Below are 21204 nucleotides of genomic sequence, written 5' to 3'. Positions count from 1 at the left end.
GGTGCCCACACTTCGATGGCTACGAAGGGCAGGCTGGGCTTACGCGGCTGGATCTACGCGGGCGACACCAACGGCGTGATGTAGGAATAACCGGTGGTGGTGTTCTTGGTGATCGACAGCACGAGCTGCATGTTGGGTTCCAGCGCGGTCACCTTGTCGAGCGGAGCGCCGACGACAAGCTGAAAGCCAAGGCCCTTCCACGCAGCGACAGCCCGGCCGGCGAATTCCGCGTCGGACTTCACGAAGCCCTCATCGAGAAAGACGGGCGCGAACCGTGGCCGGGTGCGGCTTTCATCACCGAGCTGAAAGCGCAGAGCCGCACCGACGACGAACGCCACGAGTTCCTGGGACTCGCCACCACTTTTACCGCCGAGTGACGAGTACGTGCTCACTTCGACACCCTCCGGCGTGACCCGTACCGCCGTGATCTCCACGTGCGCTCGCACGTCCAAAAGCAGGTCTCGCTGCGAGCTGTTGGTGCCATCTGGTCGACGGATCAAACTCATGAATTGCTGCAACCGGGTAAACCGATCCTCGGTCTCGTCGTCGGTGAACTTCTCCGTCGCACCCGAAGAGAGCACCTTGAGTTCCTTACGAAAGGCGGTCGCATCGTCGCGGTGCAGGCGACGCAGCCGAATCTGCAGTCGGTCGCGGGTCGCACCGAAGGGCAGGGTCGCGAGAATCTCGTTGATCGGGCGCAATCGGTCTTCGATCTCCTCAATCGCCGTGTTGAACGCGCCGGTGAGCGGTACGAGGTCCTGACCGCTCCACGCTGACAGTCGGCGCTTCCATTCCTGGCGACGTTCGGACAGCCCGAGGGTGCGGATGGCGTCGAGAATATCGGTGTAGCTCGTGACCGATTCGAGCGCGACACCGATGTTGGGGTCGGGCCAGCGCCCCTGATAGGTCTCGAAGATGCCGATCATGGTGGCGCGATCGCGGGCGGCGCTGTCGCGATCCTGCGCCGACTGGGCGATCAGCCGCTCGCGCAGCCGTTTCAGACCTCCGGGGAATGCCGTCAGGTCGTTCTGGTCGGTGACCAGCGCGAACTGCTCGCCGAGATGGGTCGAATGTTCCTCCGACAGGGTCAGCGCCTCCCCGCGTTCGATCTGATCGAGTCGACCGCTCACCGTATCCTGGTCGTCGACGATGCTGCCCTGTTCCTCAGCGAGCACAGCACCGGCCTGATGGGTGGCGTGCTTGAGTTTCTGGGCGGCGTCGAGTTCGACGGTGAGTCGACCCTCTTCGTCACTCAGCGCGCGCAGAATGTCGCTGCCGGCCAGCATCCGCTCTTGTTCGGATTTCTTCTCAAGAATGCGCACATCGGCCGCGGCGACATCGACACTCGGCCAATCCGTGTCGAGAATGTGCTGGTGAGCAGTTTGCTTTTCGCGCAGTTCGGTGAGGGTGACTGCGATAGCGGATGCCCGGCCCGCCACGGCATCCGCCGCCTGCCCCTGCGCCGTCAGCTCGGCGGCGATATCGTCCAGCCGGGCACGGCTGGAGAAGCCGATGATCGACTTCTGGCCCGCGTTCCAGCCGTGTGCCCCGCGGGCACCATTGCGCGTCTGCCCGCTCGGGGTCACCCGTGCACCGTCACCGACCAGTTCGGCCGGGTTCGCCACGCACAGGGCGTCGAGATTCGACGCGCGGATGCGCGCCTGCACCCAGCTGCTGAACGAAGAGTCTTTGATATCGAGTTTGCCGGACACATAGCGGGGGTCGCCGTCGACGTCGTGGTGCGGTTGAAGTGCAACACCCTCAAAGTGGATGCGCACCGGCAACTGGAGCGGGTCGATCGCCGCGCTCAGGTGGGCGAGGCGGGTCTCATCAACGAGCAGAACCCGCACGACCGATGAGAGTGTCACTTCGGCGGCCTGCCGCCACCGTTCTTCACCCGCGGCGAGGTCGATGAGTTCGGCCACGAACGGCAATTCCTCGACTGGAATATCTGCGGCCTCAGCGATCAGCAGCCGGGCGCTGTGCAGATTGAACGGCACCAGACTCTCACGACCGGTGAGAAAGGCACGCTCCTGCTTGAGCGAGCGGATGCTCTCCTCCACCGGGTACGATTCGCGCTGCAGCGCCGCGCGGCTTTCTTCCAGTGCCGTTTCCGTGGCGGCGAAACCGCCCGCGAACGCATCGGCGTCACGCTGTGCGGCCGCAAAGGCGTCGGCAGAATCGATCGTTATGCCCAGGCTCTGCACCCGATCTTCAAAGCTGGCGCGCTCGCGAGCTACGTCGTCGCGCCGATCACCGAGCTGGGCCAGTTCGTTGTGTAACCGCTCGAGAACGTCACCGCCGTTGTCGCGCTGCTGTTGGGCGAGCTCGGCGACGCGGGTTTTCAGCGCGGTCTCCAGGTCCCGCGCCTGTGTCGCAGCACCCTGGTTGGCGCGGCGGGCAGCCCGATTGGTATCGGCGGCGCTCTCCAGCAGGCTCCGCTCGGTCAGCAGCTGCCAGAGCACGAACGGCGTGTCCCCGGCCCGGTGCACCCCAAACGTGTCGACCAGATCGGCTTTGGCGGTCGCGGTCTCGTAGCTGCGATAGAGCTCGGGCAGGCGCTCGAGCACCTGAGCCTTCTGCGCCTCGGTGACCATGGCACCGTAGGAGCGTTCGAGGTCTTCGAAGTGATCAACCGCCTTGTCGGCGGCGGCGAAGGTGCCGGGTTCTTCGAGCACCATCGACTTGTAGAGTCCGTCGACGGTTTTCACCTGCTGGCCGGCCTGGATACGAGCCAGCAGTCGCAGCGCCTTGCCGCCCTCGCCATTGGCACCGATACCGAGGCGGGTGTACAGGGTCTGGGCGAACGCCGCATAGGTGTCGAAAACGTCAAGGTCGACAAAGCGAGCCTTGAGGGCACGTTTATCAAACCGGCTCTCCGCAACGTCGGCAAGATCGCGCAGGTCCAGGCATCCGTTCGTGGTGGCCATTTTCATGGTCACGTCGGCAAATTTGTGGGCGCCACGTGGCACGAAGTAGGCCCGCAGCACGGTGAACCGACGTTCGTTGTCGTCGACGAAGGTCATCGCGATGGCGCCCCAGGTTGCCTCGTGCGCACCGCGCAAGACCTGGTCGGTCAGTTCCCCGGTGCCGGCCTCACGGTTGGCGTCGGTCTTGCCGCGCAGGTAGGTCATCAGGTTGCGCTGGTCGACGCTGCGGGCCCGACCGGAACCGGCATCGTTCGACGCGCCGTTGAACGGGGTGTCGGAGGGCATCATGAGCGCAAGGTAGGCGTCAAGCAGGCTGCTCTTACCGGTACCCGACGCGCCAGAGACGAGCGTGGACTGAACGGCGAAATCGATCTCGTGATGGCCGTGGAAGCCACCCCAGTTCACCAGTTGCATTGATTCGGCTCGCCACTGGGTGGTGCCCTCCGTGGCGCCGTCAATGTAAAACAGCGGGGAATCGATCATACGAGGGGCTCCAAATGCGGTGCGGTGAGCGGTGCGGTAGCGTCAACGCGGTTTTCTTCGCGCAGCCAGTCGAGCAGTTCGCCGAGGCGTTCCACCGACAGCAGCACCTCGATCACCGCTGAGATGCGAAAACGGTCGGGGTCGCTGGTTTTCAGCAGCACCCGTGCCTTGGCAAGGCTGTCGACAGCGGCCGCCGCCTTGCGGGCATCGCCGGAGAGGTCGGTAGCGTATTCCGGCCGAAAGTGCGCCACGTTCTCAACCAGGTTGTCCCGGTCGACCAACACGATTTCGAGGCCGTTGGCCCGTTCGCTGCGAAAACGTTGACGCAGCAGCACGAGCAGAATGGTCTCTTCGCGGGTATAGGCGACGTCATGCAGCAGGGTGGGAAAGCGTTCGCCGCCCTCGGCGACGGCCTGCCGCTTGAACGCGACCTCGTAGTGCAGGTCAATGTGCAGGTCGAGAAAGACATCGTTGAGACGCGATTTGAGCAGGCGCTGCGACCGCAGCAGGGTCTGCCACTCGGTCGGCTGCAGGGCCGCCGAAATATAGCGATGCTTGAGCAGCAGCACGAGCGTGCGGCGTTGTTCCACGCTGAGCCCGCCCTCGTCGCCTTCGAACAGCGAGAGGCTCACCGGGTCGCTATCGATGGCCGTTTCTTCGTCCGAGAGGTCGTCGGTCAGGTCGTCGGTCAGGTCGTCGGCCAGGTCGTTAGTCATGCTGTGATCCCAAATCTTGGGCGGCCAGCGCCGCCGTGTCGTTGTCGGTCAGCATGCGGCGCGGCACGTCGAAGAACCGCACCGAGCCATCAGGTCGCACCGTCGTAAAGCTTTCCAGGGTCAGCGGACCGGTCGGCGCTTCGAGCTGGGCGTAAAGCTGCAACACCCCGAGAATCTCCACGGGCCGACGCAGGCTCGCGTCAAGCCCGTTGAACGCGACACCGACGGATGCCGTCTCCCCCGCCCCGAACGCCGCCACGAGGGCGTCGCGCAGCTCGTGCAGCAACGGCCCGCCCTGCTGACGCAGGTCGCCGAGGCTCGGCGCGGCCGGTGCCGCGTCGGACACGTCGGCCAGGGCGGGTGGACCTTTATGGGCCACCGGGTCATAAAAGCGCTCGCGCAGATGCTCCATTTCGAGGGTGCCGGGCATGAGCTCGGCCGTCACGGTGGAGCGAGGCCCAGCCGTCTGCATCCAGGTGGCGAGTTCGCGGTTGACATCACGCAGCACCCGCTCCAGCTCGCGGTCCTTCACAACATCGTGGTTGACGATGTGCTCGCGCAAGGTAGTGGTGAGCCCCTTGCGCTGGGTGAGCACATCGTCGATACCCTTGCGCAGCAGAGTCACCGTGCTCATGAAGCCGCGGCGTTCGTTCAGGCTCAGTTCGAGCGCGAACGGATGCAACAGAATCGTCTCCAGATCGGCCTTCAGCTCCTCCATCAGCGCGTCGTTTCGCAGCAGGGTGAAGGCCCCCTCGAAGGCGCGACCCTCCGAGGTCGACGACATGAGGGCATCCGTTTTGGCGAGGTAATCGTCGAGAACTTCGCTGATCGGCCGTTCTTCGCCGCGAAAGTCGTTGATGATCTGCCGGTGCATGGCCGCGACTGATTCTTCGACGCGCTTGAAGTCGCTCGGCAACTGGGCGATGAGGTCGATGAGGTTGGCGTAGCCCTCGTGCATCTGCTCGTTCGATGCGGACTCGATGTCGCCACCACCGGCGAGCCGGTCACGCTCGCGCGTCAGCTCGTGAATCTGCTGATCCAGACGGCGCACCCGTTCCTCGCGGTCGGGGTTGGCCTCGGTAGCCCGGTGGCGCACGGTGTCAACGATGGTACTGAGCCGGGATTCGCTGATCAGCGCCCGATCGCGAGCCAGGCCGTCGACGAGCAGCAGGGCTTCCAGCGCGTGGCTGGTGAGCGAATAGTGCTCCGCCGGAGCCTCACCGCTTCCGTCGGCGGCGTCGCGAATTTCTCGGTACAGCCAGAGGTCGTTCATCCACTGCACGCAGAGCGCCCGGCCGGTCTTCTCGGGGGCGTCAATGCCGCTGCTGCGGAGGTCGCCGAGGTAGGCATCCACTTGGGTGTGCAGCAATTCGCAGCCCACACTGCGGCGGTCGCGGCTGAACGAAGTCTTGAACACCGCCAGCACGAACGGCGCCCATTTGCGGTCGAGCAGACGCAGGGTGGGTTTGTCGAAGGCTTCGCGCACCCGCGCCAATTCGGCCGCAATATCACTCAATAGCTGGTTCCTCTCCAGCTCTCCACTTTAACCGATCCTGCAGTTCATCGCGGACGGCACCGTGCGGCGTAACTACATTTCGGACTATACTCAGTAATGAGTCCACTCCGTTTATTCGGGTCGGGCGGTAGCGAAATCGGGTGAGAAGCGGATGCGATCAGATCGACACACGGTTGTCCCAGCCCCGCCGAACGCTGCGAACAACAGCACCGGTCGCCGCGAGCGCAACAAGGAAGTCAAGCAGGCCCGCATCTTCGCCGCCGCCGCCGAGCTGTTCGCGGAGCACGGTTATGCCGCGGTCACGACCCAGCAGATCGCTGAACGGGCCGACGTGGCCAACGGCACCCTGTTTCGCTATGCCTCCACCAAGGCCGAACTGCTCCTGATGGTCTGCAACGACGATTTTCGTCGCAACCTGGATCGGGGCCGGCGCAATGTTTCCGCACCTGATGCCGCTGCAGCAGCACCGGTACCGCGCATCCTCACTTTGGTCACTCCGCTGATTGTGGCCGGGCGCCGCAGCGACGCCAACACCGCCGCCTATCAGCGCGAGATCATGTTCGGCGAACCGACCGAACGCTACCGCGCGGAAGCGCTCGTGCTCGTGGCCGAGTTGCAGCTCGCGATCGCAGGCATCCTTGCCGCAGCGCGGCCCAGCACGAGCACGAGCACGAGCACGAGCGACTCCACTCTGGCCGCGCGGGCGGTGTCGAACGTTCTGCACCTGGAACTTGCGCGCGCCACCCTGGCCGAAACGCCGCCCACCGTTTTTCTGACCGAACTCACCGCCCAGATCGAACTCATCACGCGGGGCTACCTCGCGGCAGGACAATAAAACAAAAAAGGACACACCATGACCAAATTGACCAACATCACCGTTCTCGGCACCGGCGTTCTCGGTTCCCAAATTGCCTATCAGAGCGCATTCCACGGCTTCAAGGTGGTTGCCTACGACATCAGCGATGCCGTTCTTGAGACCGCCACAGCGCGTTTTCGCACCCTGGCCGACACCTACACGACCGACGTCGCCGGCGGTGCTGACGGCCGCGCCGAGCAGGCCCTCGACAACATCACCTATTCGAGTGACCTCGCCGCCGCCGTACACGACGCCGATCTGGTAATCGAGGCCATCCCCGAGAATCTCGCGATCAAGGAAGACACCTATACCCGCCTCGGCGCTCTCGCCCCGGCGAAGACGATCTTCGCGACCAACTCGTCCACCCTGCTGCCGAGCGACCTGATGGCCTTCACCGGTCGCCCCGACCGTTTTCTCGCACTGCACTTCGCCAATCATGTCTGGGTCCACAACACCGCGGAGGTCATGGGAACCGCGCAAACCGACCCGGCGGTGTACGCCACCGTCGCCGAGTTCGCCGGGGACATCGGCATGGTTCCGATCGAGATCAAAAAGGAGAAGGCCGGCTACCTGCTCAACTCCCTGCTGATCCCGCTGCTCGACGCGGCTGCCGACCTGCTCGTGGACGGCATCGCCGAACCCGAAATGATCGACAAGACCTGGCGCATCGGCACCGGAGCTCCGGCCGGACCGTTTGAGATCTTCGACATCGTCGGACTCACCACCGCCTACAACATCTCCTCCAACGGCGGTGACCAGCAGAAGGCGTTCGCCGCCTACCTCAAGAAGAACTACATCGACCAGGGCAAACTGGGCATCAGCACCGGCGAAGGCTTCTACAGCTACGCGAAGTAGCCTCTGCCCGCCGGCCTGAGGGCATCAGGCCGGCGCGTCGCCGAGCGGCGCATCCCCCACCAGATACAGCCGCTGCGTGGCCCGGGTCATCGCCACATACAGCGCCCCGGCGCCACGCTCCGAGGCCGCGAGAATGGCGGCCGGGTCGACGACGACGACCGCGTCGAACTCGAGTCCCTTGGCTTCCTGCGGGGTGAGCAAGGCAATGTCGCGACTCAGACCGAGCGCTCCCACCCCCACCAGATCGCCGAATTCGCCCTGCAGGACGGCCTCGAGGGCGCTCAGGTCTGCGTCGACCACGATCACGGCGAGAGTACCTCCGGCCTCGAGCGCGCGGTCGCGGCGCACCGCTGCCGCGGCATCCGTTACAGTTTCAACCGGCCACTCACTCGAGCGCACCGTGCGCGAGCGCGTGATCGACAACCGGTGCGACAGGGCAACGGTCTCGGCGGCGGCGGCGATCTGGCTCGGCGTGCGATAGTTCACGGTCAGTTCTTCGAGGCGCCAGCGTTCGGCTTCGGGTGACCCCGCGAGCACCGGCTGCAACGCCTCGTTCCAGGTAGCGGATGCCGCAGCACTCGCCGCCTGCGCAATGTCACCGACGATGGTGAACGACCGACGCGGCCCGCGCCGAAGCACCAGCCGCCACTGCATGGGAGACAGCTCCTGCGCTTCGTCGATGACGACGTGACCGTAGGTCCAGCTGCGGTCTCGGGCAGCGCGCTCACTGGTGGTGGCGCGTTCATCCAGTTCAGCGAAACTCGCGGCCAGATCTTTGGCATTGACCAGGCCCTTCACCTGCATGTTTTCAATGGCCGATTCAGCGTTCTCCACGTCACGCTTGCGCTGTTCCTTGAGCGCGCGCTTCTTGGCCTGATCAACCGCGTTGTACTCACCGAGCAGCTCGGCCGCCTCATCGAGCAGCGGAATGTCGGCGATGGTGAACTCGGCATCACGCGGGCGGGCGAGAAGTTTGCGCTGGGCATACCGCCAGCGCGGCGTCAGCTCGGCCAGCCACTGCGGCCGCGCGTACAGGTCTTGCACGAGTTTTTGCGGCGTCAACGGCAGCCAGGCGGTATTGAGCGCTACCCGCACATCATCGGCCAGGCGCAGGTCTTCGCGCAGCATCGGCAGGTCGGTGTCGTCCATCGAACGACCCTGCTTCTGCAACTGCTCGAGCCAGACTCGGGACAACGCGTTGATCGCGGTCTTCACGAACGTGACCCGAGCCTCATTGTGCGTCTTGCCGGTGCCGCGGGCGCGCGCAATCGCGTGGGCTACGAGCTCGGGCTGCAACACGATGCGATCGCCGTTGACGACGAGCTGCTGTGGAGCGACCGGGGTACGCTGCCGGGAATGCACGGCCCGGGCCATGAGGTCGGCCATGAAAGCCTGGCCCTTGAGGGCCGCGACGGCGGGGGCGTCCTCGCCGGTCGCTTCGACGCCGGGAAAGAGCTGACCGACCGAGGCGAGCACCACTCCGGTCTCGCCGAGCGAGGGCAACACTGCCTCGATGTACTGCAAAAACGAGCGGGACGGACCGATGATCAGCACGCCGCTGTCCCGCAGGCGATCCCGGTGGGTGTAGAGCAGGTAGGCGGCGCGGTGCAATGCCACGGCGGTTTTGCCGGTGCCGGGGCCGCCCTGTACGACGAGCACACCCGCCAGGTCAGAACGGATGATGCGGTCCTGTTCCGCCTGAATGGTTGAGACGATGTCGGACATGTGCCCCGTACGCTCGGCCGTGAGCGCCGTGAGCAGGGCGCCCTCACCCTGGTGCGTGCTGGCATCCGGGTCGGCGAGCAGGGCGGCGTCGAGAATCTCGTCTTCGATGCGGATAATGCTGCGCCCCTGGGAGAGCAGGTGGCGACGGGCCCGAGCGCCCAGCGGCGTGGCGGCGGTGGCTTGGTAGAAGGCACTGGCCTGCGGCACCCGCCAGTCCAGCAGCAACGGCTTGTGATCTTCGTCGCGCAGCCCGACCCGGCCGATATAGCGGTACACCGAGTCGCCGGAATCATCGGGAACGGTTTCGAGCCGGCCGAAGGCCAGCCGGTCATCGACCTCACGCAGCTGCACAATGCGGTCCTCATAGAGGCGCGCAAACGTGTCGCGTTCACTTCGGGACTGGTGGTTGCCGCCCACGTCGAGGCGGCGCACGGCAATCAACTGATTTTCGGCCTCTTCCGCCAGCGCGTCCAGCCGCGCATACAGCGCCTGCACATAGTTCTGTTCCCGAACGAGCTCCTGGTCGATCACGCACACCCCTTAAACCGAAGTCCCTAGTGTAGTCGCGGTCGGTGTGGGCCTAGCTGTGTGTTCACGTACCCGCATGTGTCGAATGTTTACGTACCTGTTCGCTTATTCGATGCGGCGGCAACAAGCTGTGGTCATGTCAATCATCGAGGTCGCACCGCTGGAGCATATCCGACGCGAGCGCAGCAGCATCAAGTGGACTCGGTTCGCCGCCGACGTACTTCCCTTGTTTGTTGCCGAGATGGACTACCCCCTCGCTCCCGCCATCGTCGCCACCCTCGTGGAGCGCGTGCAGGCTTCCGACACCGGCTACCTCGATGGTCCGGGCGCGCTCGCTCCCGCGTTCGCCCGGTTTGCGCTGGCCCGTTGGGGTTGGAACGTCGATCCGAGCCACGTGCACCTCGCAACCGATGTGAGCGTGGGCATCGTCGAGGCGTTGCGCCTGGCCGTTCCGGCTCAAGGGCGCGTCGCCATCACCCCGCCGGTCTACCCGCCGTTCTACGAGCTGGTGGAGGAGGCGGCGGCATCCGTTGTGGAAACACCGCTTTTGGAGCAAGGCGGGAGTTGGGCGCTCGACCTTGCGGCGCTGGAAACTAGTTTCGCCGGTGGCATCGACGCTTTCCTGCTCTGCAACCCGCACAACCCGCACGGCATCGTGTGGACGCGTGACACGCTGGTAAGCCTCGCTCGTCTGGCCGCCGAGTACGACGTCTTCGTGATTTCTGACGAAATTCACGCGCCGCTGACCCACCCCGGTGTCACGTTCACGCCGTTCGCCCCACTGGCTTCGGCCGCCGGCGCCCGCGCCGTCACCGTGACCAGCGCCAGCAAAGGCTGGAACGTGGCCGGGCTCAAGTGTGCGCTCGTCATCGCCGCCGATGACGCCACCAACGAGCTGCTGAACCGCTTGCCCGAGGAGGTCGCCTGTCGCACCAGCATCCTCGGATTACACGCCAACATCGCTGCGTTCGGCTGTACCGACTGGCTCGATGATGCCATCACTCAAATCGTCGACAACGTTTCTCTGCTCGATACCCTGCTTCGAGAACATCTGCCCGCCGTGATCTACCACCGGCCGCGCGCCAGCTACCTCGCCTGGCTGGATCTTCGCCACTTGGGCCTCGGCGATTGCCCGTACCAGCGCATACTCGACGACGCCCGGGTCGCCCTCAATAACGGCGAGTGCTTCGGCCTCGGCGGCCGGGGCTTCGCCCGCCTCAATCTGGCCTGCTCGCCCGACACCCTGCGCGAGGCCGTCGCCCGCATCACGGCGCTCGTCGCGCGCGTTGGCGCCGACACGGCCACGGCATGAGCGAGGTCGTCACGCCGATCACCGATTGGAGCGACTTCAGCTTCGACACCCGGCAGGTGCACGTGGGCGAGTACGCCGACGAAAACCGCGGCGCGCGCATTCCGCCGCTCACCCTCAGTGCGGGGTACGTGTTCGACTCGTTCGACGACGGCGCAGCCCGGTTCAACGGCGCCTCCCGTGAACCCATCTATTCGAGGCAGGGCAATCCCACCAACGCGGTCGCCGAACAGCGCCTCGCCTCCCTGGAAGGCGGCACGGCCTGTGTCGCCGTGTCGAGCGGACAGGCTGCGATCAGCGCCGCGCTGTTTGCCCTGGCCGAGGCGGGCGAGCACATCGTGTCGACCGCCAGTATCTACGGCGGCACCCGCATCCTGCTCGGCCGCAGCTTTCGCCGCATGGGCATCGCGGTTGACTACGTCTGGGACACCGACTCCGATGCGGCCTGGGACGCGGTGATTCGACCGGAAACCAAGGCGATCTTCACCGAGACCATTCCCAATCCCCGAAACGACGTCGTAGACATTGCCCGCGTCGCCGCCGTCGCCCGTCGCCATGGTATTCCGCTCGTGGTCGACAACACCGTGGCCACGCCCTACCTGATTCGGCCGTTTGAACACGGCGCGGATATTGTCGTGCACTCGACCACCAAATTTCTCAGCGGCCACGGTGCCGGCGTGTCGGGCGCAATCGTTGACGGCGGCACGTTCGACTGGGCGGGGAGTTCGCGCCGTTACCCGCTGCTCACCGACTCACTGCGCCCCGGCCTGCCCTCGTTGCTCGACCGCTTCGGCCCCACCGCCTACGCCCAATACGTGCGCGAGGCCGTCGTGAACGATGTGGGGCCGTCACTGTCGCCGTTCAACGGTTTTCTGCTGCACCAGGGCATCGAAACCTTGTCGTTACGCATGGAACGCCACGTCGACAACACGGTGGCCATCGCGCACTGGCTCGAGGAACAACCCGAGGTTGAGGTCGTCGACTATGCCGGGCTGCCGAGCAGCCCCTTGCATGCCATCGCCGAGAGCTACTACGGGGGGCGCACCGGCTCCGTGTTCGCCGTCACCGTCAGGGGCGGCACCGACGGCGCCCGCGCCTTCACGAACGGCGTGCGGGTATTCAGCCGCATGACCGGCATCGGCGATACCCGATCCATGGTGCTGCATCCGCTCACCACCACGCACGCCTCGTTTGCCCCCGATCTCAACGCACGCCTCGGCATCACCGCGGGAATGCTGCGGCTGTCGGTGGGCATCGAATCGCTCGACGACCTGCTCCTCGACCTCCGCGCGGGGCTCGACCGAGTCGCCGGCATCCTCTAAACGCTAGGTACTCTGGATTCATGAACCTCACTGACCCTTTCAACCGCGCGACGCCCGCTAACCGCGTGGCCGCTCTTCCCCGCACGGCCGTAGCGCTGGGCGGCGCACTCGTGCTGCTGGCGGCCCTGAGCGGATGCGCCACCACGGATACCGGCGCCGGCTCGACGGCATCCGCAACGGCGACCGCTACCGCCGACGCGGAGGCGTCGGCCGACGATTGCGCCGGCGTCAGCGTCGTCGTGGACTTCGGCACGCTCGACGCCGACACGGTCACCGAGTGTGTCGACGCTACCCAGCCGATCGCCGCAACCGCGGCACTGGCAACCACCGGCGTCACGACCGAGGGCAGTGTGGAATACGGCGACCAGATTGTCTGCCGGGTCAATGACCGACCGGCCGCCGACGAGACCATCGAGGTCGAGGGGCAGCCGGCGTTCACCGAAAGCTGCGCCTCAATGCCGCCCGCTTACGCCTACTGGGCGCTGTGGGTGAAGGCCTCCCCCGACGCTGACTGGGATTACGCCCAGGAGGGCCTCGGCACGCTCGAAACTCAGCCCGGCCAGTCCGTGGGCCTCGTCTACACCACCGGCACCGAAGCTCCGACACCCGGCAGCTAGTGTTTCGCCTGCGCCTCGCCCCGCTGCGCGCGGCAGTCGTACTCGCGGTCGGCTTCGTGCTGCTGCGCGTCGTTTACCGCGTGGTGTTCGGGGGCGCATCCGGCGCAGGCACCGTACTGCTGGATCTGCCCCGGGTACGACTGGACGGACCGTTCAGCCACATCACGCTGTTCGGCCCGATCACACTCGTGGGGCTCGGCAATGCCGCACTCAGCGCCGTGCCGGTCGCCGGCGTCATCGTGTTCTTCGGTCTGCTCAACGCCGTCATCAACGTGCAGTCCCTGTTCGCGCGCGGCGCGGGGCGCGGGCCGGTGCGGGCCATTTCGCGCTCGCTCGTGATCGCCTGGGCCACCTTTCCGGCCCTTCTGGAGTCGGTGCGGCGCGTGCGCGTCGCCCGGGCCCTGCGCGGTGAACGGTCGATCGCGTCGCTGCTCGTACCGATCTTCGAGCAGACCATCGAGCGTGCCCTCGCGCTCGCTGCGTCGATGGAGACCCGCGGATTCGCGGCCACCCGCGTCGTGACCGGACTCTGCGAAGCGCCAGTGGTACTCACGGATGCCGCGCTCAACTTTGGTGCCGTGCCTGACCAGACGGGTTGGCACCTCGACGACCTCAACGTCACCCTCCTGCCCGGCACCCTGACCGTGATCGTCGGGGCGACCGGGTCGGGCAAGACCAGCCTGCTGCACAGCATGAGCGGGCTGTTCCAGCACTTCTACGATGGCACCCAGCACGGACGCATCGACATCGCCGGAGCCGACCGGGCATCGACTCCCCCACGCGACACCGCCGGCTTCGTCGGGCTCGTCGCCCAGAACGTGCGTCTCGGGTTCGCGGCCGAAACCGTGCACGACGAAATCGGGTTCGCCCTGGCCGTGCGGGGCGTCGCCCCCTCCGTCGTGCACGTCCGCGTACTCGAGATCGCCGCCCGGCTGCAGATTGAGCACCTGATCTCTCGCCCGATCGAGCAGCTCTCGGCCGGTGAGGCCAGCCTCGTCGCGATCGCCGCCGCCCTGGTGAACCGTCCCATCCTGATGCTCGTCGACGAGCCGCTCGCCGACCTCGACACCAGCGCCCGCGAACGCGTCTGCACCGTGCTCGGCCAGCTAGCCCACGAGGCCGGCGTCTGCGTCGTCATCGCCGAACACAACACGCGCGAATTCGGTCCGATAGCGGATGCCTGGCTGCACATTCGAGATCACCACCTGGGTGCGGCCACCTTCGACGTGATCTCAAGCGCCGACCCGCGGACTGGCCTAACAGGAATTGACCGAACGGCAACTGGCCCAACGGCAACTGGCCCAACGGCAACTGTAGAAACTGTGCACCCGGCCCCGCCCCAGACGCAGCCGCTCGTGCGCATCCGGCAGCTGAGTGTTCGGCATCAAGCCGACCTGGCCGTGAACGACGTGTCGTTCGAGGTACAGACCGGCGAACTGATCGCGCTGCGTGGCAGCAACGGTGCCGGCAAAAGCAGCCTGCTGCGCGCTATTGCACTGCCGAGCGTTGCGGACGCCGTTTGGGTGAACGGGCGTGACGTTCGATCGCTCAAGCGACGAAGCCGCCGGCAGGCCGTGGCGCTCGTTCCCGAGAACTTCGATGATCTTCTGTTTTCGATCACCGTGGCCGACGAGTGCCGCCGGGCCGATCGCGGCCTGGTGGGCGCTGACACCGCCCGCACCTTGGCACGTTTGCTCGGTTTCGACGAGATGACGGGCGCGGCGCACCTGCTGCATCGACACCCGCGTGATCTCTCGGCCGGCGAGCGGCTCTGCCTCGTGATGGCCATTCAGCTTGCGCCCCGCCCCGCCCTGCTGCTCCTGGACGAACCCACCCGTGGCCTCGACCGCGTGGCGCGCACCCTCGTGAGCGCGGCGCTGCTTCAGGCCGCCGGCGCGACTTCGGCGGTGCTGTTCGCCACCCACGACGATGACTTTGCGTGCGGCCTCGCCACGCGAACCCTGCGCATGCAGGCCGGTCGGCTCGCCGCCTCGATCGAGGTGCGCTCGTGACGGTTCTCACCGCGCCGCGCCGCACCATCGGCTACACGTCCTGGATTCTGGTGGGTGGCAGCCTGCTCGCCGCCGCCGCCTTCGCCTGGCCGTTCTTCGTCGGGGCGGTGCCGGCCGACGCGCAGGTCGCGGTACCGATCGTGGCGTTCGCGCTGATCCCTGCTCTCATCGTGGCCCTCGCCCTTACCCTCGATCGTGAAATGTATACGGCCAAGACCGTTGCGCTTCTCGGCGTGCTCTCGGCCGTCGGCGCCGCGGTGCGCATCGCCGGCGCCGGCGTGGGCGGTGTCGAGGCGGTATTTGTACTGCTCATTCTGGCCGGGCGGGTCTACGGCGCCCGATTCGGCTTTCTTCTCGGACTACTCACCATCGCTGTCTCGTCACTGCTCTGGGGTGGTTTTGGTCCGTGGACCCCGTTTCAGATGTTCGCCTGCGGCTGGGTCGGCGCCGGCGCCGGGCTACTGCCGCACGGGCACGGCACCGGTGCAGGGCGCTGGCGGGCTCGCGGAGAAATCATTCTGTTGGCCGCTTACGGTGTTCTCGCCTCGTACCTGTTCGGGCTCATGATGAACCTCTGGTTCTGGCCGTTCGCGGTGGGCAGCGGTACCGGAATCTCCTATACCGCGGGAGCCGACCCAGGCCAGAATCTGGCGTCCTTCGGCCTGTACTCGCTCGTCACGTCCACCCTCACCTGGGACACCGTGCGTGCCATCACCACCGTCGTCGGCATCATTCTCGTCGGCCCTGCGGTACTCGCTGCGCTGCGTCGCGCCCGCCTGGGCCGGCGCCGCTGACTCGTTTCGTCAGCCGCGCGCGGTCCGATGAACTACACCGAGAAGTACTTCGCTTCCGGGTGGTGAAACACGAACGCGTCGGTGGACTGTTCGGGGTGCAGCTGCAATTCTTCCGACAAGACCACGCCCATCCGCTCCGGTTTCAGCAGCTCGACTACCTTGCGGCGGTCATCCATCTCGGGACAGGCCGGGTAGCCGAGCGAGAATCGGGCGCCGCGATATTCGAGCTTGAACATGCCGGCGATATCACTGGGGTCTTCGCCGCCCACACCGAATTCTGAGCGGATGCGGGAGTGCCAGTACTCGGCGAGGGCCTCGGTGAGCTGCATGGTGAGACCGTTGAGTTCCATGTAATCGCGATACTGGTTCGCGGCGAACATCTTGGCCGTGACCGAGTCCACATTGGAGCCGGCCGTGACCAGCTGGAGGGCGACGACATCCGTTTGCCCGTTTTCTCTGGACCGCACGAAGTCAGCCAGACACAGGTGCATATCGCGGCGCTGGCGGGGAAAGTTGAAGCGCAGTCGGTCGGTGCCGAGCACGCCACCGGAGCCACCGTCGGGCGCGAGCAGCCCGGCCTGGCCTACCAGACCGGTCGGGTCGTCGCCGTGGTGCAGCACGACCATGTCGTCGCCCTCAGCCACGACGGGAAAATAGCCGTAGGCGACGGAGGCGTCGAGCATTCCCTCGCCCAGGATGCGGTCGAGCCAGTAGCGCAGACGCGGCCGACCGACCGTGTCGACCAATTCCTGGTAGCTAGCACCGTCTTCCGCCCGGCTGGGCTTGAGGCCCCACTGCCCCATGAACGTGGCCCGTTCGTCGAGAAAGGCTGAGAAATCGGCCAGTGCCACACCCTTGACGATGCGGGTGCCCCAGAACGGCGGCACGGGAATCGGATTATCGCTGGCGACCTCGGAACGGGCGGGCATTTCGTCCGGTTCGGTCAGGGTGAGCAGGCTCTTCTTGTGAATGCGTTTCTTCAGCGGTGGCAGGCCGACCGCTGTGGGGTCGGCGCCGCGCGCGATGGCCACGAGCGGCTCCATCAGGGCGAGGCCCTCGAAGGCGTCGCGGGCGTAGCGCACCTGCCCGGCGAAGACGCTGTCCAGGTCGTCTTCCACGTAGGAGCGGGTGAGTGCGGCACCGCCGAGTAGAATCGGCCATTTGCCCGCGAGTCCGCGGGATTCGAGTTCGAGCAGGTTCTCCTTCATCACGACCGTGGACTTCACGAGCAGCCCACTCATGCCGATGACGTCGGCGTTATTCTCCTCCGCGACCCGAATGAACTCGGCGATCGGCTGCTTGATACCGATATTGATCACGTCGTAGCCGTTGTTGGTGAGAATGATGTCGACGAGGTTTTTGCCGATGTCATGCACGTCACCGCGGACCGTACCCAGCACGATGGTGCCCTTGCCGGCCGCTTCGGACTTCTCCATGTGCGGCTCGAGCAACGCCACGGCCGCCTTCATCACCTCGGCCGATTGAAGCACGAAGGGCAGTTGCATCTCGCCGCTGCCGAACCGGGCACCGACGACCTGCATGCCCACGAGCAGGTGCACGTTAACGATGTCGAGAGCGGAGAGCCCGCTGGCCCGCGCAAGATCGAGGTCGGCTTCGAGCCCCTTGGCCTCGCCGTCGATGATGCGGCGTTCCAGACGTTCCCCGACCGGCAGCGCGGCCAGTTCGGCGGCACGTTCATCTTTCAGGGCGGCGGAGTCGACACCCGCGAACAAGTCGAGCAGGGCCACGAGGGGGTCGTAGGTCAGTGTTCCCTCGGCGTCATATTCGCGGCGGTCCCAAACCAGGTCGAGGGCTACCTTGCGGCGGTCGTCGGGCACCGAGGCGAGCGGAACGATCTTGGCCGAGTTGACGATGGCCGAGTCAAGACCGGCCTCGGTGGCCTCGTGCAGAAACACCGAGTTGAGCACCGAGCGTGCGGCGGGATTGAGCCCGAACGACACGTTCGATACGCCGAGCGTGGTGTGGATTCCGGGATACTTGGCCTTGATCTGCCGAATGGCATCGATGGTTTCGATGCCGTCGCGGCGGGTCTCTTCCTGACCGGTCGCAATGGGAAAGGTGAGGGCATCGACGATGATGTCTTCGACCCGCATTCCCCAGTCATTCACGAGGGTTTCGACCAGGCGGGTGGCGATGCGCACCTTGTGTTCCGCGGTGCGGGCCTGGCCCTCCTCGTCAATGGTCAGGGCGATCACCGCGGCGCCATGCTCCTTGACGAGCGGCATGATGCGACCGAACCGGGACGTGGGGCCCTCACCGTCTTCAAAGTTGACCGAGTTCACCACCGGGCGTCCGCCGATGAGTTCCATGCCGGCCTGCAGCACGGCCGGCTCGGTGGAGTCCACCACGAGTGGCAGAGTCGATGCGCTGGCCAGCCGGGAGACGACCTGCTTCATGTCGGCAACGCCGTCGCGGCCGACGTAGTCGATGCAAACGTCGAGCAGGTGCGCACCGTCACGTACCTGGCTGCGCGCGATGTCCACGCAGTCGTCCCAATTTTCGGCGAGCATCGCGTCACGAAAAGCGCGCGAACCGTTGGCGTTGGTGCGTTCCCCGATAGCCAGGAAGGCGCTGTCCTGATCAAAGCTGACGTGCTGGTACAGGCTCGCGACCCCGGGATCCTGTTCGAGTGTGCGCGGTTTCACGGTAATGCCACGCAACCGTTCGACCACCTTGCGCATGTGTGCGGGTGTCGTGCCGCAGCATCCGCCGACCAAACCGAGACCGAATTCCTTCACGAACTGCTCGTGCGCCGTGGCCAGCTGATCGGGAGTGAGCGGGTAGCTCGCCCCGGTTTTGGTGAGCTGCGGCAGGCCGGCGTTGGGCATACAGATCACGGGCACGCGCGAGAATTTGGAGAGGTGGCGCAAGTGCTCGCTCATCTCGGTCGGCCCGGTGGCGCAGTTCAGGCCGATCGCGTCGATGCCGAGAGGTTCAAGCGCGGTCAGCGCGGCGCCGATCTCACTGCCCATCAGCATGGTTCCGGTGGTCTCCACCGTCACCTCGACGAAAATCGGCAAGCGGATGCCGGTCTCGCTGATGGCCTGCTTGCATCCGTTTACCGCGCTCTTGGTTTGGAGCAGGTCCTGCGAGGTTTCGATGAGAAAAGCATCAGCCCCACCGCGGATGAGGCCGAGGGCCTGCTCGGCGAAGGTAGCTTTCAGGTTGGCATAGCTGGTGTGGCCGAGGCTCGGTAGCTTGGTGCCCGGACCCATCGAACCGAGTACCCAGCGCACCCGGCCGTCGTGGGCCTCGAAAGTTTCAACGCTCGTGCGCGCGATCTCGGCACCGAGCTGAGCGAGCTCTTCGATGCGGTCTTCGATGCCGTAGTCGGACAGGTTCGACCAGTTCGCGCCGAAGGTATTGGTCTCGATGGCGTCAATGCCGGTCGCGAGGTAGGTGTCGTGGATGGCCGCGATGATGTCGGGGCGGCTCACGTTGAGAATCTCGTTGCAGCCCTCGAGCTGCTGATAGTCGTCGAGGGTGGGATTGTGCTCCTGCAGCATCGTGCCCATGGCACCGTCGGCGATGACGACGGAGGAAGTCACGGCATCCAGCAGCGCCTGGGATCGGGCCGGACGCGCCGCATCGACTGATGTATCGGTATTGCTCATTAGCTCAGCTTAACGGCGGGTCTCGGCCGAGCGCGGCGTGCGCGTAACGATTCTTAGCCTGCGCCTGCCGAGCTGTGTCTGATGGTTCTTGGGATGCAGGCCAGGGCAACTCGGCGCCCCGTGTGGGGCGCCGAGCGCGCAACGGCCACGTGGCACGCGAGACCGCAGTCGTGATTGGCGGCAGATCGTGTATCAACAGATAGAACGATCGGAGCCCCGGCAATGTCGCCAGTCACGTGCGGTGCCGCAGCCGCTTTCCCCCGGAAGCCACGTTAGACATGTCTATCGTAGCCCCTTGCGGCCGCCTCGCGCCGACACCCGTGCCGATCCGCCCGCATCGCAGTAAGCTGAATGGGCAAACAGGGGGTCAGATGGACTACGAGTCACGCCAGAAACGGGCGCGCACGCTGGTCGAACAACTTGGTCTGCCCCGACCGCTCACGGCCGACGCACTGCACCGGCACATGGAATCAATCCGCGGTAAGAAGATCGAGGTTTACACCGCAACGCCGCGCCTGCTCGAAGCCGGGCTCTGCGGGCTCTGGATCGCCGTGGCCGGCGAGAGCTTTGAGCGAATCCACCATGCTCCGACTACCTCTGCGGTGCAGCGTCAGCAGTTCATCAATCACGAATTCGGTCACATGATCCTCAATCAGCAGCAGGAGCTGTTGTCTGCGGAGCGAGTTGCCGTGCTGGCGCCGCTAATTCCGATGGACGCCATCGTTCATGCGCTCTCGCGCAGCCGGTTCACCGATGAGCAGGAGGCCCTGGCCGAGGCCATCGGCGATCGACTGGCCCTGATCATGCTGCACGATGGACGCGCAGCAGCCCACGGCACCCCCACCGGGTTTGGGCGCGTTCTGTAATGCAAACGACGCTGTTCACACTCTCCGCCATCTTCTGGATAGCTGCTCTGGTCTGCCTTCCTTCGGCAATCCGCGGACAACGCCGCTCCCTACTGTTGTTTTTGGCCGTCTTCGCGCTGACCATGACGCTTATGCCCCAGCCCGTGTACCGGCCGGTAGACGCGTTGCTCGGCAACGGCAACGTCACCTATTTCATTTTCCACGCCCTGGCCATCGTGGCCATCGCCCTCCTCGACATCATCGTGCAGCAAGCCATGTCGCCCAACGACATCACCCGGGCTCGTCAGCGTGCCACCGCGCTTGTCGCCACCGCCATTATTCTCGCGCAGGCCCTCCTGTTCTTTGGCAGTGATTGGCGCGTGACCGACGACATAGCTGCAACATTCATTCCCCGCTGGGACTTCACCGCGTACGCGGCCACGACCTGGATTGCGATGGGTATCTTCGCGATCTCCTTCGGCACGGCGTGCCTGTCCGATCTGCGTCGACAGCGCCGCCCGGTTACCCTGATCTCGCTGACTCTGGTGACGCTGGCCTGTCTGGGTGTTCTCACGTACGCCGTCATTAGCCTCACGAGCGCCGTACTGGCCGTTATCTACCCTGATTTTCTACTCATCGGTTGGGCTCGCATCGCCTACACGCTGACCCTCATACTGTCCCCGATCAGTCTTGTCGTCGGCTTGGGGCTTTCGGCCGCCGTCGACGCGCTGTCCGCCGGTCGAAGGAACTACCGCGACCGCGTCTTGCTGTGGCGCATCACACCGCTGTGGCAGCGTCTACTGGGCGCCAGCCCCGACCTCAGCATCGAACGCTCACTCTCGCCCCTGCAACTGCTCACGGTACGTGCGCCCGGCGTGCACCTGTATCGCCGGCACGTCGAAATACGCGACAGCTTGCTGATTCACCCCGGGCAGACCGTCACACCGGCCGAGCAAGCCATCATCGATCTGGCCGAAGCACGCACCCAGGCCCGGCCACCGGTCACAGCACCGGCCACGGGCAGTTCCCCCACCGGAGCACGGCGATGAGCCCGGGGCGCG

14 protein-coding genes are annotated in these 21204 nt (G+C 65.5%); 9 read left to right on the top strand and 5 right to left on the bottom strand.

What is annotated here, in order from left to right; genetic code table 11:
* Positions 1-53: 53 nt before the first annotated feature.
* From QMK22_RS10430 to QMK22_RS10420, 3 genes are read right to left on the bottom strand one after another with little or no spacing between them, the layout of a single operon-like run.
* Positions 54-3413: an ATP-binding protein gene (locus QMK22_RS10430; RefSeq protein WP_283497570.1), complete on the bottom strand. Its 3360-nt coding sequence runs from the start codon at positions 3411-3413 to the stop codon at positions 54-56.
* Positions 3410-4129, bottom strand: coding sequence for a DUF4194 domain-containing protein (locus tag QMK22_RS10425; protein WP_283497569.1), 720 nt, complete (start codon positions 4127-4129; stop codon positions 3410-3412). The genes QMK22_RS10430 and QMK22_RS10425 overlap by 4 nt, the downstream gene beginning before the upstream one ends.
* Entirely contained in the window at positions 4122-5645 is a 1524-nt protein-coding gene (locus tag QMK22_RS10420; RefSeq protein ID WP_283497568.1) for a DUF3375 domain-containing protein, read from the bottom strand. Before QMK22_RS10420 ends, QMK22_RS10425 begins: the two co-directional genes overlap by 8 nt.
* A 151-nt stretch (positions 5646-5796) precedes the next feature.
* Here QMK22_RS10420 and QMK22_RS10415 point away from each other — a divergent pair, with 151 nt between their 5' ends.
* A complete protein-coding gene (locus tag QMK22_RS10415) occupies positions 5797-6480 on the top strand; it encodes a TetR/AcrR family transcriptional regulator (protein ID WP_283497567.1) in 684 nt (227 codons plus the stop codon).
* 18 nt (positions 6481-6498) lie between these two features.
* Positions 6499-7356: a 3-hydroxyacyl-CoA dehydrogenase gene (locus QMK22_RS10410; protein WP_283497566.1), complete on the top strand. Its 858-nt coding sequence runs from the start codon at positions 6499-6501 to the stop codon at positions 7354-7356.
* 24 nt (positions 7357-7380) lie between these two features.
* On the opposite strand, the gene QMK22_RS10405 is transcribed toward QMK22_RS10410, so the two are convergent.
* The gene (locus QMK22_RS10405; protein ID WP_283497565.1) at positions 7381-9612 is read right to left on the bottom strand and encodes a HelD family protein; all 2232 of its coding nucleotides are present in this window, start codon (positions 9610-9612) and stop codon (positions 7381-7383) included.
* 133 nt (positions 9613-9745) lie between these two features.
* Here QMK22_RS10405 and QMK22_RS10400 point away from each other — a divergent pair, with 133 nt between their 5' ends.
* The 5 genes from QMK22_RS10400 to QMK22_RS10380 are packed head-to-tail and all read left to right on the top strand — an operon-like array spanning position 9746 to position 15663.
* Positions 9746-10921, top strand: coding sequence for a MalY/PatB family protein (locus tag QMK22_RS10400; protein WP_283497564.1), 1176 nt, complete (start codon positions 9746-9748; stop codon positions 10919-10921).
* Positions 10918-12240, top strand: coding sequence for an O-acetylhomoserine aminocarboxypropyltransferase/cysteine synthase family protein (locus tag QMK22_RS10395; protein WP_283497563.1), 1323 nt, complete (start codon positions 10918-10920; stop codon positions 12238-12240). Before QMK22_RS10400 ends, QMK22_RS10395 begins: the two co-directional genes overlap by 4 nt.
* 20 nt (positions 12241-12260) lie before the next feature.
* On the top strand, positions 12261-12857 hold the full coding sequence (locus QMK22_RS10390; protein WP_283497562.1) for a hypothetical protein: 597 nt from the start codon (positions 12261-12263) through the stop codon (positions 12855-12857).
* Positions 12857-14869 (top strand): ATP-binding cassette domain-containing protein, encoded by a 2013-nt coding sequence (locus tag QMK22_RS10385; RefSeq protein WP_283497561.1) that lies wholly within the window; start codon positions 12857-12859, stop codon positions 14867-14869. The genes QMK22_RS10390 and QMK22_RS10385 overlap by 1 nt, the downstream gene beginning before the upstream one ends.
* A complete protein-coding gene (locus QMK22_RS10380) occupies positions 14866-15663 on the top strand; it encodes an ECF transporter S component (protein ID WP_283497560.1) in 798 nt (265 codons plus the stop codon). The genes QMK22_RS10385 and QMK22_RS10380 overlap by 4 nt, the downstream gene beginning before the upstream one ends.
* 32 nt (positions 15664-15695) lie before the next feature.
* Here the strand turns inward: QMK22_RS10380 and metH are convergent, their stop codons facing one another.
* Complete coding sequence (metH, locus tag QMK22_RS10375) at positions 15696-19298, bottom strand: methionine synthase (protein WP_283497559.1); 3603 nt, start codon at positions 19296-19298, stop codon at positions 15696-15698.
* A gap of 371 nt (positions 19299-19669) precedes the next feature.
* On the opposite strand from metH, the gene QMK22_RS10370 reads away from it, so the two are divergent.
* Together QMK22_RS10370 and QMK22_RS10365 are read left to right on the top strand one after the other, a co-directional pair.
* Positions 19670-20164: a hypothetical protein gene (locus tag QMK22_RS10370; protein ID WP_283497558.1), complete on the top strand. Its 495-nt coding sequence runs from the start codon at positions 19670-19672 to the stop codon at positions 20162-20164.
* The gene (locus tag QMK22_RS10365) at positions 20164-21192 is read left to right on the top strand and encodes an MAB_1171c family putative transporter (RefSeq protein WP_283497557.1); all 1029 of its coding nucleotides are present in this window, start codon (positions 20164-20166) and stop codon (positions 21190-21192) included. Before QMK22_RS10370 ends, QMK22_RS10365 begins: the two co-directional genes overlap by 1 nt.
* The last annotated feature ends 12 nt before the right edge of the window (positions 21193-21204 follow it).

This window comes from Cryobacterium sp. PH29-G1 (assembly GCF_030063365.1).
In the GTDB taxonomy this organism is placed as follows: domain Bacteria; phylum Actinomycetota; class Actinomycetes; order Actinomycetales; family Microbacteriaceae; genus Cryobacterium.
This window is presented reverse-complemented; position numbering and strand designations above follow the sequence as displayed.

What these genes read in the sequence shown, in the direction of transcription:
- QMK22_RS10400 (WP_283497564.1), top strand. Translation starts at nt 9,746, where the DNA reads ATGTCAATCATCGAGGTCGCACCGCTGGAGCATATCCGACGCGAGCGC.
- QMK22_RS10410 (WP_283497566.1), top strand. Translation starts at nt 6,499, where the DNA reads ATGACCAAATTGACCAACATCACCGTTCTCGGCACCGGCGTTCTCGGT.
- QMK22_RS10415 (WP_283497567.1), top strand. Translation starts at nt 5,797, where the DNA reads ATGCGATCAGATCGACACACGGTTGTCCCAGCCCCGCCGAACGCTGCG.
- QMK22_RS10390 (WP_283497562.1), top strand. Translation starts at nt 12,261, where the DNA reads ATGAACCTCACTGACCCTTTCAACCGCGCGACGCCCGCTAACCGCGTG.
- metH (WP_283497559.1), bottom strand. Translation starts at nt 19,298, where the DNA reads ATGAGCAATACCGATACATCAGTCGATGCGGCGCGTCCGGCCCGATCC.
- QMK22_RS10370 (WP_283497558.1), top strand. Translation starts at nt 19,670, where the DNA reads ATGGACTACGAGTCACGCCAGAAACGGGCGCGCACGCTGGTCGAACAA.
- QMK22_RS10425 (WP_283497569.1), bottom strand. Translation starts at nt 4,129, where the DNA reads ATGACTAACGACCTGGCCGACGACCTGACCGACGACCTGACCGACGAC.
- QMK22_RS10430 (WP_283497570.1), bottom strand. Translation starts at nt 3,413, where the DNA reads ATGATCGATTCCCCGCTGTTTTACATTGACGGCGCCACGGAGGGCACC.
- QMK22_RS10365 (WP_283497557.1), top strand. Translation starts at nt 20,164, where the DNA reads ATGCAAACGACGCTGTTCACACTCTCCGCCATCTTCTGGATAGCTGCT.
- QMK22_RS10395 (WP_283497563.1), top strand. Translation starts at nt 10,918, where the DNA reads ATGAGCGAGGTCGTCACGCCGATCACCGATTGGAGCGACTTCAGCTTC.